This is a genomic window from Clostridium aceticum (genome assembly GCF_001042715.1).
GTDB lineage: Bacteria > Bacillota > Clostridia > Peptostreptococcales > Natronincolaceae > Andreesenella > Andreesenella acetica.
Window position 1 is genome coordinate 84691 of record NZ_CP009687.1, and the last position, 16866, is coordinate 101556.

Annotated in this window: 14 protein-coding genes; 9 read left to right on the top strand and 5 right to left on the bottom strand. The window is 36.2% G+C overall.

Annotation, left to right across the window (positions count from 1 at the left end; translation table 11 throughout):
• Positions 1-7: 7 nt before the first annotated feature.
• Positions 8-1312 (top strand): DUF7922 domain-containing protein, encoded by a 1305-nt coding sequence (locus CACET_RS20300; protein WP_048407512.1) that lies wholly within the window; start codon positions 8-10, stop codon positions 1310-1312.
• Between the two features lie 104 nt (positions 1313-1416).
• The gene (locus tag CACET_RS00440; RefSeq protein ID WP_242846917.1) at positions 1417-2427 is read left to right on the top strand and encodes a sodium:calcium antiporter; all 1011 of its coding nucleotides are present in this window, start codon (positions 1417-1419) and stop codon (positions 2425-2427) included.
• Positions 2428-2582: 155 nt separating this feature from the next.
• Here CACET_RS00440 and CACET_RS00445 read toward each other — a convergent pair whose 3' ends face one another.
• The 3 genes from CACET_RS00445 to CACET_RS00455 form a co-directional block, all read right to left on the bottom strand.
• On the bottom strand, positions 2583-3038 hold the full coding sequence (locus CACET_RS00445) for a rhodanese-like domain-containing protein (protein ID WP_052661372.1): 456 nt from the start codon (positions 3036-3038) through the stop codon (positions 2583-2585).
• Between the two features lie 109 nt (positions 3039-3147).
• Positions 3148-3600 (bottom strand): sporulation membrane protein YtrI, encoded by a 453-nt coding sequence (locus CACET_RS00450; RefSeq protein ID WP_044824606.1) that lies wholly within the window; start codon positions 3598-3600, stop codon positions 3148-3150.
• Positions 3597-3926 (bottom strand): YtrH family sporulation protein, encoded by a 330-nt coding sequence (locus CACET_RS00455; RefSeq protein ID WP_044824607.1) that lies wholly within the window; start codon positions 3924-3926, stop codon positions 3597-3599. The genes CACET_RS00450 and CACET_RS00455 overlap by 4 nt, the downstream gene beginning before the upstream one ends.
• 102 nt (positions 3927-4028) lie before the next feature.
• Here CACET_RS00455 and CACET_RS00460 point away from each other — a divergent pair, with 102 nt between their 5' ends.
• A complete protein-coding gene (locus CACET_RS00460; RefSeq protein WP_044824608.1) occupies positions 4029-4430 on the top strand; it encodes a hypothetical protein in 402 nt (133 codons plus the stop codon).
• A 40-nt stretch (positions 4431-4470) separates the two neighbouring features.
• On the opposite strand, the gene CACET_RS00465 is transcribed toward CACET_RS00460, so the two are convergent.
• Complete coding sequence (locus CACET_RS00465) at positions 4471-5700, bottom strand: NAD(P)-dependent oxidoreductase (RefSeq protein WP_044824609.1); 1230 nt, start codon at positions 5698-5700, stop codon at positions 4471-4473.
• A gap of 356 nt (positions 5701-6056) precedes the next feature.
• On the opposite strand from CACET_RS00465, the gene CACET_RS00470 reads away from it, so the two are divergent.
• The 5 genes from CACET_RS00470 to CACET_RS00490 all read left to right on the top strand — a co-directional run bounded on the left by CACET_RS00470 (position 6057) and on the right by CACET_RS00490 (position 14037).
• A complete protein-coding gene (locus CACET_RS00470) occupies positions 6057-7610 on the top strand; it encodes an AbgT family transporter (protein ID WP_144414692.1) in 1554 nt (517 codons plus the stop codon).
• Positions 7611-8046: 436 nt separating this feature from the next.
• Positions 8047-9159 (top strand): M20/M25/M40 family metallo-hydrolase, encoded by a 1113-nt coding sequence (locus CACET_RS00475; protein ID WP_044824610.1) that lies wholly within the window; start codon positions 8047-8049, stop codon positions 9157-9159.
• A gap of 546 nt (positions 9160-9705) precedes the next feature.
• Positions 9706-11172, top strand: a complete 1467-nt coding sequence (locus CACET_RS00480; protein ID WP_044824611.1) for an aminotransferase class I/II-fold pyridoxal phosphate-dependent enzyme — start codon at positions 9706-9708, stop codon at positions 11170-11172.
• 92 nt (positions 11173-11264) lie between these two features.
• Positions 11265-12260 (top strand): LCP family protein, encoded by a 996-nt coding sequence (locus tag CACET_RS00485; protein WP_044824612.1) that lies wholly within the window; start codon positions 11265-11267, stop codon positions 12258-12260.
• Positions 12261-12306: 46 nt separating this feature from the next.
• Complete coding sequence (locus CACET_RS00490) at positions 12307-14037, top strand: CotH kinase family protein (RefSeq protein ID WP_044824613.1); 1731 nt, start codon at positions 12307-12309, stop codon at positions 14035-14037.
• A gap of 210 nt (positions 14038-14247) precedes the next feature.
• Here the strand turns inward: CACET_RS00490 and murC are convergent, their stop codons facing one another.
• Positions 14248-15630 (bottom strand): UDP-N-acetylmuramate--L-alanine ligase, encoded by a 1383-nt coding sequence (gene murC, locus CACET_RS00495; RefSeq protein WP_044824614.1) that lies wholly within the window; start codon positions 15628-15630, stop codon positions 14248-14250.
• A gap of 245 nt (positions 15631-15875) precedes the next feature.
• Between murC and purR the strand changes: the two genes are divergently transcribed.
• Complete coding sequence (purR, locus tag CACET_RS00500; protein WP_044824615.1) at positions 15876-16706, top strand: pur operon repressor; 831 nt, start codon at positions 15876-15878, stop codon at positions 16704-16706.
• Positions 16707-16866 lie beyond the last annotated feature (160 nt).

Here is a 16866-nt window from a genome sequence, read left to right on the forward strand (position 1 = left end):
CGAATCAGTGAAAAGACGATATAGAAGATATTTTGTTATGCTAGAAGAAGAAGACAAAGGCTATAGTATTTCGAAGTCAGAAGGCACTAAAGGCTATGGAAAAATAGAGGTGCGTAATAATAATGGAACCCTATCATTACACTGTCAAAATCTAAAAAAGCTTGAGGAAAAGAAAGAAAGTTATCGACTGTATTTAATCCAGACAAAAAATGTCTTAGAACCTATTGTTGTAGACATCGGCCCAGTGAAGGTGGAAGGCAGTGGTAAAGGTGAAATTATATGGGAGTTTAACTCGGAAAATGTGAAGGGCTCTAAAAAAACAATAGAAGACTTTGATACACTTACCCTTGTAGTAGAAACAATTGAAGAATCCCAAAGAGTAATCATACCTTTGGTAGGATATATACATAAGGAAAAAACCAATTGGAGAGCAGCATTGCAAAAAAATCTATTCATTGCTAGCGAAGTAAAAAAAGAAAAACCTGTAGATTTTCAAAGAAGTGCAGAAAAGGTCCAAGAAAAATCAGAAGAAAAAATCCAAGTAAAACCAGAAGAAAAGATGCAAGAAAAATTAGAAGAAAAGGTAAAAGTAGATAAGCCAAAACAAGAAAAGTTGAAAGAAGAAAAACCTAAAGAAGAAAAATCTAAAGAAGAAAAATCTAAAGAAGAAAAACCAATAGAACCAGCCAAAGAAAAAATCAAGGAAGATCAGCTTAAAGAAGAAAAGACGCAGGAAAGTAATTCTTTGGAAATAAAGGAGAATTCGCTGGAAGAAAATTTATCACATAAAAAGCCAGAAAGTCAATATAGCTTTGAAAAGGATTGGGATATTGCCGCTAAGGAGATTCCTCCATTACAGAAATACATTGAGAGCACACTAAAGGTATTTCCTAGAGTAGAACCTTTTGATGAAAAATTGCAGGACTATGAGTGGTGGCAAATACAATACAATACCCAGACCATCTACAGAGCCTATATGCCTTTTATTTCTCATATTGAAATGATGATTAATCCTTATTATTATCATTACTCCTACTATCTTTCTTCAGAGTATCAAAAGCAACTTTATAGGTATCAACACTATATCTTTGGTGTATGTTATGATGACAATAAAAGAGCTAAATACTATATATATGGTATCCCAGGGAAAAAAATTACTAAAGAGCAGCCCTACCAAGGGAAAACAGGATTTGTATATTGGCATCCATCCCACTACGCTCAGTTTAAACAAGAGGGTTTTGGTTATTGGCTAATGCATATTGATGCTGAAACTGGAAAAATGGTAGAGCCCTTAAGCCAGGAGAATATCTGATAGATCAACGACTGTAGTGGAGACAATCTCTGCTACAGTTATTGATTTGTTACATAGGCTTTAATTTTTTGGAGAAGCTAGAAAAGAGACTAAAAAAGAGAGGGATGAAATTGTTAAATACATACATATTATTTATTATAAGTGCTTTGATGGTGGTAATCTCTGGCACTAAACTTGCCGAATATGGAGATGTTATTGCAGCTAAGACAAAGCTAGGTCATAGTATTGTAGGAGGAATACTAATTGCAGCGGCTACTTCTCTGCCGGAACTGGTTACTAGTGTTACTTCTGCACTAATTGATGCTCCAGATATTGCTATAGGTAATGTTTATGGAAGCAATACCTTTAACATTATGATTTTAGCACTTATTGATATTTTACACGGACAAGGCCCTCTAACGATTAAAGTAAAAATGAACCATATATTAGCAGGGATGTTAGGGGTATTACTGTCAGCAATAGGAGCAATGGCTATTTTGATGAGTCAAATAAGCGGTTTGGATTTAGAAATAGGTTGGATAAGCATAAGCAGCTTGATGATTTTTGCTATCTATTTATATGGCTCTATTTTAATTCTTCGTTATGAAAATAAAAAGCAAGAGGAAAGTCCTCCAGAAGACATAGACACAGTAGATGATAAAAATATTCCTTTAAAGAAAGCTGTTATTGGTTTTGGGTTAGCATGTGCCATCATTATTTGGGCGGGGATGACATTGTCTCAAGTAGGGGATGCGATTGCAGTGCAAACAGGACTAGGACATACCTTTGTAGGGACCCTACTTATAGCGGCTACTACTTCTTTACCGGAACTAGTGGCATCTATAGCAGCCATTAAGATTGGTGCTTACGATATGGCGGTGGGTAATGTTTTTGGCAGCAACATATTTAACATGTTGATTATTGTAGTGACAGATCTAGCCTATTATAAGGATTCTATTTTTACTGTTATCAATATAGATCATACGATAACAGCTATGGCAGGAATCGTATTAAGCTGCATTGCTGTTATAGGACTATTTTACCGATCTAGGAGGACCTTTTTTACTATTGGGTGGGACTCGGTATTTATTTTAGCCTTCTATGTCTTATCTATTTATCTTATTTTTATATCCTAAACATTAGCGTTGATCTAGGCCATAATTTGTCATCCTGAGGGGGAGCAAAGTGGAATGGAAGGAAGACGGTTCGACAGAAATTTGGAAATAATTGTATTAATCTAGCAATTATGATATCCTAAAAATAAATGAGCTATGCTGCTTAGCATAGCTTATTAATCGGTGTAGATGACTGACTTTGTTATTTCATAGGGCCATTTTTTATAGCCCCCCACCAGAGTGTAAACTCTTGAGTACCCAGACTCTGATAAGAGTTTAGATGCCTTCTGACTATCTTTACCATTATCACAATAAACAAGATAAACATTTTCTTCCGATAACTCTACTTTTCGGTCCTTCAGTTCTTTTAAAGGAAGAAGAAAGGCATTTTCTAAATGCCCTTTACTATATTCCTTTTCGCTTCTCACATCTAAAATAACGATATGAGGATTTCCTTCTATTAATTCCTTAGCCTCTTCTGGTAAAAGATTACTATAAGTATACTTGATCGTAGAATAATTGCTTACTGCTTTATCTCTAGTAAAAACAAAGAAGAGCAGTGCTATAATCAACACCAATATTAAGCCAAGCACAATATAAAGATTTCTTCTTTTTACTACAAAAATATGCACTTTTTCACCCCCTAGCACAGTTACTGGTTTATTATTAATATATTTTCTAAAGAAAAGTTTTAGTACAGTATTGTAAACTTTTAGCCTTAATTTAGTATGAAGGTTTCTATTACAAATCTTCTATAACCTGTGCTTTTACAGAAATAGATATCTTTTCGCTAAGAACAATATACTTTACTCTTAGCTTCACCCTGCGACCTTCAATATCGAGAATACGATCCTCTAGTATTTTATAAACCAACTCACCATCAATACTCCAAAGCTCTCGTCCTACCAAGTCTGTCATATAAAAATGAATAGCCTTTTCAATTTCATCCTTCACTAAGGGGTTGCCTTCAAACTCCACCTCGATAACAAGGTCTTTTATGATAGAGGCTTTTTCACTGTTTAGACTTTGGTTTAAACGCTCCAGTTTAATTTCACGATCTAGTAGCTGATTACTCAATTGGTTTTGTATGCGATACAGTCGATCTAATGTATGAATCTGTATTAGGTTCATTATCGTTAGACCTACAATAAACCCTATGATAAAGATTGCGAAAACATTGTACCGTCTTTTCATAGCTTTCCGCTGCCCTCTAAGTAGTAAATCAATTTATAAGCAACATGAGCACCTAAAAGAGCGCTTAGTATATAGATTACCTGTTTTATCACACTCCTAATTTCCCCATTAAAAAGTCCGGTGTCGAACACTTTAAAAGAAGGAAAGGTACCCCCTAATGCCACAACAATCGCCCAGATCTTGATTTGTTCGCATAAATCCATCATGGTTTTTAAAGGGGGATGCCCATTTAAGGTAGCCGCCACTCCTCCTAGGAGACATCCTCCTAACAATACTCCTAAAGAAATAAAAAAATTGTAAATAATATTTTGATAAAAAGTAAGCATCATTCTTCACCTCGATTGATTAGTAATTAATTATATGCGAACTAGTGGCAAATTTTTCATGATTTGCATAATATGTATCGAAAAAGAAGGGAGGAAAAGCTTATGTATAACAATCCATCACACTATCCGTATGTTCAATATCCATACTTTGGCATACCAGAAGGCTACATGGAATATTATGATGATCCAAGTGGACTAATCAGCTTGTACCCAGATATTTATAGGAGAGTTTATCCTAGAGTTCAAGAAATTTGTGGTCGTCATGATGTGTATACCAATCCAAGAATGTATCCTCAGGTAGATCCTAGATTTATTGAACAAATGGTGGATGAAGTTTATCAGATGTCAACAAGTGAAGTAGCTTCAGAACAGTGGGGACCAAGGGGAGCCTTTAGAGACTTGATTACTATTCTTATCATTAGAGAACTTTTAGGCAGACGCCGTAGAAGACCTTTCCCAGGACATCCAACCCCCAGAGGACCAGGATTTGGTTATTTTTATTAAAAAAAGGCGGAGAGTATTCTCCGCCTTTGATTCTAACTATTTATTCCTTGTACTTATTATCAATATAGGTTTCGATAGCATCACATACAAGCTTTGTATGATGCACCGCTTCAACCACCGTCTTTGCTCCTGTAACAACATCGCCAGAAGCGAAGACACCTTCTCTTGTAGTCATCCCTTTTTCATCAATGATAAGAAGGCCCCTATTATTTACCTGAATCCCTGTAGTATGAGATACAATATTACTTCTAGGACCTTGACTAGCAGCGATAATAACAGAATCTACATCTAGAAGTAATTCTGTGTCTTCCTTATGATGAAGGGTGCCGTCTATAATTTCATTTCCTACACATTTAATATAATTTTCTCCAATTTCTATAGGGCTGACCAAAAATTCGAACTTAACGCCATCAAGTTTTGCGAGCTCCACTTCAGAGGGAATAGCCGGCAGGCTGGCTTCATCACGTCTATACAAAATCGTTACATCTTTAGAACCTTTTCGAATAGCAGTTCTAGCTACATCCATAGCGGTATTACCTCCCCCAACCACTACAACTTTATTACTCAGAGAAAAAACTTCAGGGTTTTTCAAATAGGCAACAGCATAATGAACATGACCTAAACTTTCTCCCTTGATATTTAAAGTATTAGGATTCCATACTCCTGTAGCAATAAATACAGCATCATAACCATCACGAAATAGGGTGTCGATGGTAAGTATAGGACCTATTAAAGTATTGGGTCTAATTTTCACACCTAGTTTCGTTAAGTTTTCAGTAAAAGTATCTAAAATTCTGTTGGGCAAGCGAAACTCAGGGATACCATATCTCAAGAAGCCACCTAGCTTTTCCTGTGCTTCAAAAAGGGTAACATGAAAGCCTTTTTCTCCTAATATAAAGGCAGAAGTTAAACCGGCAGGGCCAGAGCCGATAATAGCAATTTTACCAAGCTTTTTTTCAACATTATAGGTCTTGGGCATACTTAAATAGTAATCAGAAATATAGTTTTCGATGCCGCTAATATTGACGGGTTTTCCCTTTTTTCCTAAAACACATCCTCCCTCACATTGATGTTCATGGGGACACACAATAGAACAAATAACTGATAAAGGATTATTGGAAAAAAGACCTTCACCTGCCTTTTCTATATTACCACTTAAGAAATTTTGAATAAAACTAGGAATATCAGTGGCTATAGGACAACGTCCTTGACACTGGGGATTTTTACAGTTTAAACAGCGCTTTGCTTCATGCATAATATGTTTAGCCATTTTTACTACACCTCTGTCCACATGAATTTTAATACTTATCTTATAACAGTTTACCGAGAATAACAAGTTATAATTCATAATTATTGGAATAGTTAATGAATAGACAAAGGACAACGTTACCCTTGTGAAAAACACAAAATTGTATAGAATACATAAAACCAAAAATTACCTAAAATGAAATGAAATGACTAGGATAGAGAAGATCACCACAGCATAGACCTTAATCTGAAAATTTATAGGATTTTAAATATTTTTTAATTATTAAAAAGATTTGACAAGTCAACAAATTATAATATATACTACTTCTACACGCTTTTATATACGAATAATATATACTAAAGATAGGAGGAAAAGTAGTGAGTACAAAAATAGTGGATACAAAAAAACATGGACTTTTTAATAAGTTTTTAGATTTTGTAGAATTAGCAGGAAACAAATTACCTCATCCAGTAACACTTTTTGTCATCTTCAGTTTTGCAGTAATTATTATCTCGGCAATAGCTGCAGCTGCTGGCGTAACTGTTGATTTTGAGAGAATCAATGTGGCTACAGGAGAAACTGAAAAGGCAACCGTTGCAGCTATTAGTTTGTTGACAGTAGAGGGGATTAGGAGAATTTTTGCAGAAGCAGTAGTGAACTTTACTAGTTTCGCACCTCTGGGTACAGTACTTGTAGCGATGTTAGGGGTTGGGGTTGCTGAAGGTACAGGTTTAGTACAGGCTTCTCTAAGAAAATTAGTTTTAAGTACACCACCAAAATTGATCACAGCAGTTGTTGTTTTTGCTGGTGTTATGTCAAACGTTGCATCAGATGCTGGGTATGTTGTACTAGTTCCATTAGGAGCACTGATCTTCTTAAGTTTCCGTAGACATCCGTTAGCAGGTTTAGCTGCTGCCTTTGCTGGTGTATCTGGTGGTTTCAGTGCCAACTTAATGGTAGGTACATTAGATCCACTTCTAGGTGGTATTAGTCAACAGGCAGCACAGATGTATTCACCAGGATACATTGTAGACGTTACAGCGAATCTTTACTTTATGATTGCCTCAACCTTCTTGATTACAATTATCGGTACAATTGTAACAGAAAAAATTGTTGAGCCAAGACTTGGTCAATACAAAGGTGAAGAAGTTGCAGAAATTAAGGGTATTACAATAGAAGAGTCTAGAGGACTAGTATGGGCAGGTATTTCATTATTTGTATTTGTAGTAGCTATATTAGTAATGGTAGTACCAAGCAATGGAATATTGAGATCTCCAGAAGGAGAAGTACTGCGTAATTCTGCCTTCATGGCAGGCATAGTTCCAATCATTGCACTAACCTTCTTGATCCCAGGCGTAGCCTACGGGATAGCAGCAAAGACTGTGAAAAACGATAAAGATGTAGCTGCTTTTATGGGAAAAGCTATGTCAACAATGGGTGGATACCTAGTACTGGCTTTTGCTGCATCTCAGTTTGTAAGTTACTTTAACTGGACAAACTTAGGTACGATTTTAGCGGTAAAGGGAGCAAACTTTTTAGAAGCAACTGGAATGACAGGTATTCCAATGTTGATAGGGTTTATTCTTGTATCAGGATTTATTAATCTATTTATCGGTAGTGCTTCAGCAAAATGGGCGATTATGGCACCTGTATTTGTGCCAATGCTAATGGCAATCGGGTACTCACCAGAATTTACTCAATTGGCCTACAGAATTGGTGATTCAACAACAAACATCATTACACCACTTATGGCATACTTTGCAGTAATCGTAGCCTTTGCTCAAAAATATGATAAAGAAACAGGGATCGGTACAATTATTTCTACAATGGTACCCTACTCCTTGCTATTCTTACTAGGATGGACAGTGCTGTTTGTAGCATGGTTCTTCCTAGGACTACCGTTAGGACCAGGAGTATTTATTAGAATTTAGTGATGAAAATTATAGGATTTTTATAAAGAAGCGGAGAAGCAAAATTCTTCGCTTCTTTCTTTTTCTTTCAATCGTTATTATGCTATAATTATAACCACATTTAGTAATACTACATAATAGGCGTTAACTTAGTACAATTATTACCAAAATTCTCTTGAACTGTCATTCTGAGCGTAGCGAAGGATCTTGGAGTAGCCAAGAATTTTACTAACACTAAGATCCTTCGACTCCGCTTTGCTCCACTCAGGATGACAAATTATGGCTTAAGTTAGCGCTAATGAATACTACATAGTGTTACATCTGCTACGCTACGGGGACAGTTCCTCAAGCACATGAAAAACATACGTGCTAGATGAAACCGTCCCCATGACTCCGCTAAGGATGATGTTGGCTGTCTTTAGTGAAGCTAAGTTTTAAAATAGGAAGGAGATGGAGTATGGTAAATCAAGAACGTTTAGTGCAGGAGTTTTTAGAATTAGTACAAATAGATAGTCATTCTGGCAAAGAAGGAAAAATTGCTGAGGTATTAAAAAAGAAGCTTCAAGATTTAGGTCTAGAGGTTTACATAGACGATGCTAATGAAAGGATAGAGGGGGAGACTGGAAACCTTATTGCAAGATTAAAGGGAACAGGAAAAGGAGACCCTATTTTGTTCAGTTGTCATATGGATACAGTAAAGCCAGGGGAAGGTGTTAAGCCTGTTATTAAAGAAGATGTTATCTATAGCGATGGAAGGACGATTTTAGGTGCAGATAATAAAGCTGGTATTGCTGCAGTGCTAGAGGGTGTTCGAGTCATCAAAGAAAATCATCTTTCCCATAGTGATGTAGAAATTGTCTTTAGTATCTGGGAAGAAGGCGGGTTATTTGGAGCAAAAAATCTTGATTATAGCAAAATAAGTGCAAAGTATGGTTTTGTACTAGACAGCGGAGGATCTCCAGGTGAAATTATTACTGTAGGTCCTAGTCAAGATAAAGTAAATGCTAAAATCTATGGTAAACCAGCCCATGCGGGTATAGCACCAGAGGAAGGTATTAGTGCTATTATGATCGCTGCTAGAGCTATCGAAAACATGAAGCTACTAAGAGTGGATGAGGAAACTACGGCGAATATCGGTGTGATCACTGGTGGAGAGGCTACCAATATCGTTACACCTTTGGTGGAAATCAAGGCAGAAGCTAGAAGTATTTCTGAAGAGAAGCTTGACGCTCAAACCGCACATATGGTGCAGGCTTTTGAAAAAGCCGCTGCAGATTTTGGTGGTAAAGTAGAGATGGATGTAGAAAGAATGTACCCTTCTTTTAGTATCGAGGAAGAGGAAGAAGTAGTAAAGAAGGTAAAAGAGGCTTTTCATCAGCTAGGGATAGAAGCCTATATTACCTCCACTGGTGGCGGTAGTGATACCAACATCTTAAATGGTAACGGAATTAAATCTGTGAATCTGGGAATAGGAGAGAAAAAGCCCCATACCTTAGAAGAGCATATACATATCAAGGATTTAGTAAATAGTGCCAAGATGGTGGCACAGATTATTAAAGTGTTTGCATAAATCAATAAGTGAACTATCACCACCTACAGAGGTGGATGGCTTCCTGCTTCCACGACTTCGCAACCTCAGTCTCCACAGGCGTAACTTCGGGCAGTACCTGCCCTAGATGCCGATAGTATCGGTTTCTTTCGTACCTTGGATATTTTACGTATGGAAGGCAAAAACTCATCGCTTGGTTTTCGCATTCAAAGCTTTTCGGTTTCTCCATGCAACCCTATATATCCAGTTATCAAAGAACTTTCATATAAAACAAAAAAGTCATACAAGGACGTTACAAGTCACTGTATGGCTTTTTTGTGAAAAGGGAAAGTTATTATTAATAAAAAACTATTGATTTTTATATCAAAATATTATTTAATAAATCTATTGTGCAAAATTACTATATATATATCATAGGCGTTAAGTTAAGTTAAGTTAAGTATTTCCAAAATCCTCTTAGTTTGTCATCCTGAGCATAGCGAAGGATCTTGAAGGGACAAGTTTTGGTTTAAGTTAACGCTAATGATATCTATATATCAACTATGTTTTTAGAAAGAGGTGAATTTCATGGTGAACTTTAATCAAAATCAAACACCTTTATTTACAGGCTTAAGAGATTATCACAGAAGAAATGTTATTCCATTTGACGTGCCGGGACATAAACACGGTAAGGGTTTAAAGGAATTCACTGAATATGTAGGGAATACTATTATGGAAATAGATGTTAATTCCATGAAGTGTCTGGACAATATTTGTAATCCTATAGGTGTAATCAAGCAAGCAGAGGAATTGGCAGCAGAAGCCTTTCGAGCAGATCATGCCTTTTTTTTAGTAAACGGAACAACCTCAGGAATTCAAACCATGATTATGAGTGCTTGCAGGCCGGGAGAAAAAATTATTCTTCCTCGGAATGCCCATAAATCAGTGTTGTCTGGTATTATTCTGAGTGGTGCTATTCCTATTTATATACAACCGCAGGTCAATGAAAGACTTGGGATTGCTATGGGAGTTACCATTGGAGATTTAGAAAAAACTATTGCAAGACATCCTGATGCTAAAGCAGTGATGGTGATGAACCCTAACTACTATGGAGCAATCTCTAACTTGAAGGAAATTATTAGGTTGGCTCGCCAACATGGTCTAGCAGTATTAGTAGATGAGGCACATGGTGCCCATTTGAGATTTCATGAAGACTTACCTTTAAGTGCTATGGAGGCAGGGGCAGATATGAGTGCTGTAAGTACGCATAAGACAGGAGGTTCATTAACACAAAGTTCTTTACTTCTAATGAAAGAAGGGATCATTCGTCCCTGCGTTGTTAAGAAAAACCTGAACTTAACACAGACTACCAGCGCATCGTATTTATTAATGGCTAGCATTGATGTAGCAAGAAAACAACTGGCGGTTCAGGGGGAAGAGATGTTGGAAAATATTTTGATTTTAGCCAAAGAGGCTAGAGGAAAAATCAATGAAATAGAAGGATTGTATGCCTTCGGAGATGAACTTATTGGTACCCCAGGAGTATATGATTTTGATGAAACAAAACTAGGGATTTTTGTTGCAGATCTAGGTCTTACAGGTTTTGAGGTATATGATTTATTGAGAGATCAGTATAATATTCAAGTGGAGTTAGCAGATTACTATAATATTTTAGCTATACTAAGTCTGGGAGATAGTACTTCACAAATAGACGCTTTAGTAGCAGCTCTAAAAGATATTGCTGAAAATTATCGGAAAGATAAAGTGATTAAAATCAAAACCAATGTTCTAAGAAATCCAGAGATTATTGTTTCCCCTAGGGATGCCTACTATAGCAATACAAAGATTGTAAGACTAGAAGAGGCGGCTGGGGAAATCAGCGGAGAGTCTATTATGGCCTACCCTCCAGGTATTCCTATCATTGCATTAGGGGAGCGAATTACTGAAGAATTGATAGAGTATGTATTTATGTTAAAAAAAGAAGGCAGCTTATTGCAGGGGACGGATGATCCTTATGTAAATTTTGTAAAGGTTTTGGGAGAGAGAAAAATATGAGTAAATATATCGAACTATAGATTTTTATGACTAGATTTGATATAATCGAGTACAGATAAAATTTTTTAAAACAATTTGTGGGAAGTGAATCTATGAAAGTATTTTTAAAAGTTTTTACCATAGCCTTTACAAGTTTTGTAATACTTTTTACCGGTGCATTTGTATCCTTTAATACCTTTATGAAGGACAAGCACCCTAGTGCAGAGGTACCAGTAATAGTAAGACCAGAAGATGATGATCACTTTGAGGACACAGAACCTGAAATTAAAGATGAGCTATTAAGAGCAGTTGCCGAGAGTAATAGGATAAACTTTATTATGTTAGGACTTGAGGGAATGAGAAGTGATACCATGATGTTTGTATCCTTCGATCCAGAGAATAAAGGTTTAGATATTATTTCTATACCTAGAGATACTTATTATCCTCGGGTAGGCTACGATGGCCCAGGAAAAAAGAAAATTAATGCTGCTTATGGAGATCATGGAGCGGCAGGGGTAAAGACAGTAGTCAGTGACCTGCTATTTGATGTTCCAGTACATCATTATGTTACAGTAACCTATAAGGGAGCAGCGGCTATAGTAAATGCTATTGGTGGCGTACCTGTAACCATACCTAGGGGAGGGATGCACTATAGGGATGATTATGATGATCCTCCTCTAGTGATTAATTTCCCAGCGGGACCTCGTGTCTTAAACGGAGAAGATGCAGTTAAGTTTTTGAGATATCGCCAACCTACTCCTGGCAGTGGTGCTGTAGATCGAGGAGGAGACTTGGGAAGAATCGGAGCACAGCAGGAGTTTATGCAATCGGCACTACAAAAGGCTATGAGTTTAGGAAGTTTGCCAAACTTAGTTTCTACTAGTTTTAGACATGTGAGAACAGATATCGAACTTCAAGATGTACTACGCTATGCTACTAATGCTGTTGGTTTAAACATGGAAAATGTCAGTATGACCATGCTTCCGGGTACAGCTAGGTATCAAAATCGTGTATCCTATTATTTTCACGATCAAATTGAAACCAGAAATTTATTGCTAGAAATTTATGGCGTAAAACAAGAGGAACAAAGTCCTATAGAAGAGGAATGATAGCGGAAAATTTTCCGCTTTTCTTTTTTTACTGAAGGAGGTAGCCATGAGAGAGAAGAAGTTGATGGATAAAACCCCTATCATTTTTATACTGATAGCCATAAGCTGTATAGCTATTGTTTTTCTTTTTAACCGTAACATAGATAAAAACCTACCTACCAGCTTAGACTTCCCGACATTATTCATATATGTAGAGGAAGAGGAGTTAGTAAAGCTATACCAGAGGGATCCTCTAGATGATCAGAGAGTTGAAGGATCTTTAAAAACTTCTCCACAGGATAAGACAGCAAAAAAAATAGAGCTAAGATTTAGAGGGGATAGTACAAGATATCTACCGAAAAAGTCTTTTAACATTCGTTTTCAAGAAGGACAGGACTTTCTTTTTGGAAGTAATAGAATGAACCTAAACGCCTCTTATACGGACCCTGCCCTTATGAGAGAAAAGATTTCCATGGACATGTTTAAAGAACTAGGGTTACCAGCTCCTAGGGTAGAGTATTTCAATTTATATATAAATAATGTTTATGAAGGACTTTATGTACATGTGGAAAGAATCGATGAAAATTTATTAAAGCATTTGGGCATGAATGACGAGGGCACTCTAGTAAGAGATAGCTTTGCGGCAAATCTTGAAAAAGAAGAAATAGGAAGAGCTTCTTTATTTGGATATGATCTCAGTAACACAGAGGACCCAGTAACTTTGTTGAAAGAAAACTTCTCTTATAGAGGAAATCCTCACTGGCAAGCTGTCGTTGATTTAGCAGAGTGGATATATAACACACCAGCGGGGGAAGACTTTTACATGGGTTTTCAAGAACGCTTTTATTTAGAAGATTTTGTAGACTGGTTGGCAATACATTTACTGATAGGAGATATAGACTCCTTTGCTGATGATTATTGGTTGTATTTAGACCATCATAATTCTGACGCCAAGTGGAGGATTATACCGTGGGATAAAGACCTAACCTTTGGTTCTACTTATCGACCTCAAGTATATGTAGATAATCACTACTTCGCCTACGAATATGATTTTTATGAACATAGCTACCGAGATAACGCTATGATAATAAAATTTTTTCAAACCCCGCAGTTACAGGAAAAGCTTTTTAAACGTATGGAGTACTTAATGGAGGAAATTTTTACTTTAGAATATTTTGTAAGCAAAACCATTGACCTGAGAGGATATATTGAGGATAGCCTTAACGTTGTTCCCTCAAAGCATGCCTTTGTATTGCATACCCAGAATCATCACGGAAGGCTGGGCAAAGTTGAGGAACATGTAGAAACAATATTAGAATTTGTTGCACTAAGATACCAGTTTATAAAACGACAAATAGATCCTATAGAAAAAAGCCCAGTAATAGTAGACTTAGCAAATTATAAAGAAGGAGACACAATATACTTTACCGATTACAAAGGATGGACGATTGGGAAGCTCCTTTTAAAAGAAATAAAGGAAGTAGGAAATGTTACTCTTACAGTAGAACATAAGGAAGAGATGAAAGGAATAGATAGATTGTGGAGCATCCTTCCAGAAAATGCAGACTTTATAGGAGAATTAACTTTATATTATAGAAATGAGATTTTTGCCTTTGGAAAGCAAAATTGGTACGAAGAGGAAGTGGCTACAGGAAGACAGTGGGATTTAATTATGGGTTATTATAGAGATGGTAGGGTAGAGTCTATCTCTAGTAAAGTTAATCCTTATTGTAACAAAATCACAGCTACCCTTCATATAAGAGATAGAGAAGAAATCGTTATTACTCATCCAGAGTAAAAAATATGTGGAATCGTATAACATGGAATCCTCCTGAGCATAGCGAAGGATCTTGAAATAACGAAGGATTTTCTTAATTCTAAGATCCTTCGACTTCGCTTTGCTTACCTCAGGATGACAAATCATGGCTTAAGTTAACGCTAATGCTAATAATATATAAAACCTCCCTGGAATGGTTTTGGTGACAAACCCACGCCAAGGAGGTTTTTTTTACTTCTTATTTAAAAGTCCTTCTCCAATTTTATAAACATCTCCTGCCCCCATGGTTAAAACTAAGTCTCCAGGTTCTAACCTGTCATAAATATAATCTATGATTTCTTCGAAGCTAGACATATAGAGGGCTCCTAATTTAGGGTCCATTAATTCCACTAGCTTTTTGCTATTCACTTCCCCATTATCTGATTCTCTAGCGGCATAAATATCTGTAATAATGGTTTGATCAGCAACATCAAAAGCTCTAGAGAAATCTTTTAATAGCGCCTTGGTACGGCTATAGGTATGGGGTTGAAAGATAGCCCAAATTTTCCTATGAGGATATTGCTTTGCTGCCTCTAATGTAGCTTTTATTTCTACAGGATGATGTGCATAATCATCAATTATTTTTACTCCTTTTACTTCTCCTAATAAATCGAAGCGGCGATGAATTCCTTTGTAACGAGGAATATTCCTAGAAATAGTTTCTCCGTCCAGACCCAATAGGTGGGAAGCAGTAATAGATGCTAAAGCATTATAGACATTATGAAGTCCAGGGATGCTTAAGTGAAACTCACCAAAAACTTCTCCCTGGCAAATCACCGTAAAAGAAGGATGGCCTTCCTTGTTAAAAGAAATATCCTTTGCCATAAAATCTGCAGAGGTTTTTATACCATAAGTAACGATTTTGCAGGCAGCACTGCTATAAATTTCTCTCACCTGAGGGTCATCATTACAGGCTACTAGAAAGCCTTCCTTAGGCACTAGGGTTACAAACTTTCTAAAAGCTTCTTTGATATGTTCAATGTCTCTGTAATAGTCTAGATGGTCTTCATCAATATTTAAGATAACAGCAATAAATGGAAAAAATTTCAAAAAGCTTTCTACATATTCGCAGGCTTCAGTAATGAAATGATGACTTTTACCGATTTTAATATTACCTCCAATATCTTCTAAATCCCCGCCAACCAAAATCGTAGGGTCTAGATTTCCATACTCCATCAAGAGAGATAATAAAGAGGTTGTGGTAGTTTTTCCATGACTTCCAGCTACTGCAATCGCCTTATCATATTTTTTCATGATTTGACCTAACATTTCTGCACGATCTATTTCTGGAATATTTAATTGTTTTGCTCGAACTCTTTCGGGGTTAATGCATTTAATAGCAGCACTATAAACCACCAAGTCCGGGTTCTGAATATTCTCCTCTTTATGTCCTATAAATATTTCTGCCCCATGCTCCTTTAGTTTACGTAGAAGCTTTGAGTCGCTAATATCTGAACCAGACACATGGTAACCATGGCTTAAGAGAATTTCTGCAATAGCACTCATACTAATACCACCAATACCAATTAAGTGAATGTGATGGATTTTATGTTCATTCAAGTCAAAAGAAATCACAATCTTCGCTCCTTTACAATAAGTTAGTTCTAGCCATTAGTGTTGCCAAATTTAGACATTTATATAAAACCAATGCTACTTTTAATCTATAAACTTTCTATACTTATATTAATACGAAACTCTGTTCAATATAATAACATAAAAAGTGAACAGATGCACACTAAATTTCCCTTGTATTTGTTTTAATAAACGAATAAAATGTATAATATAATAAAATAATATTCATACCGGGAGGAATTATATATATGGAGAAGTTGAAAAGAAACGAAAGAATTGCTGCTATCATAAAAATTCTTGGAGATCAGCCTAATAAAATATTTACCCTTAACTACTTTACAGAAAAGTTCACTGCTGCTAAATCTACTATTAGTGAAGATATTATGGTGGTAAAACAGTCTATGGAAAAAATGAAGCTAGGAAAAATTCAAACGATTTCCGGTGCTGCTGGTGGTGTGAAATTTATTCCCTATACTACAAAAGAGCAAAACAAAGAAATATTAGAAAATATCTGCCAGCACTTAGGACAAAAAGAAAGAATTCTTCCAGGGGGTTTTTTATACATGGCAGATATCATCTATTCTCCACAAATGATTCACCAATTGGGGGAGGTTTTTGCTAGCCAATTTGACTATAAGGAAGTGGATTATATCATAACGGTAGAAACAAAGGGAATACCACTAGCCATGATGGTGGCAAAAGCTATGAACTTACCTCTAGTTATTCTTAGAAGAGATAGTAAGGTGACAGAAGGATCTACTGTAAGTATTAACTATGTTTCTGGTTCTAGTAAAAAAATGCAGAGAATGTCTTTAGCTAGAAGGGCGATCAAACCTAACTCTAAGGTAATTATCATTGATGACTTTATGAAGGCAGGAGGAACTGCTAAAGGTATGATGGACATGATGAAAGAATTCGACACCCAGGTAGAAGGCATAGGGGTGCTAATCGCTACGAAAGAGCCGCAAGAAAAACTGGTGGAAGACTATATACCTTTATTGATTTTAGAAGAAGTAGGAGAAAAGAGTGAGTCTGTGGAGATTTATCCAAATCCTGCACTTATTTATCCTGCTTTATAAAGAATTTTTAGAAAAAACCATAAAAAATTAAGAAATTTATAAATATTTAGAAGGAAATTGAAAACTTATGGAGAATAAAGGTAAATAATAGAAATTATATACATCTTATTATGAAACTATATACACCCAGTATTGACATGATGGAAGGTGGTGAGGGACA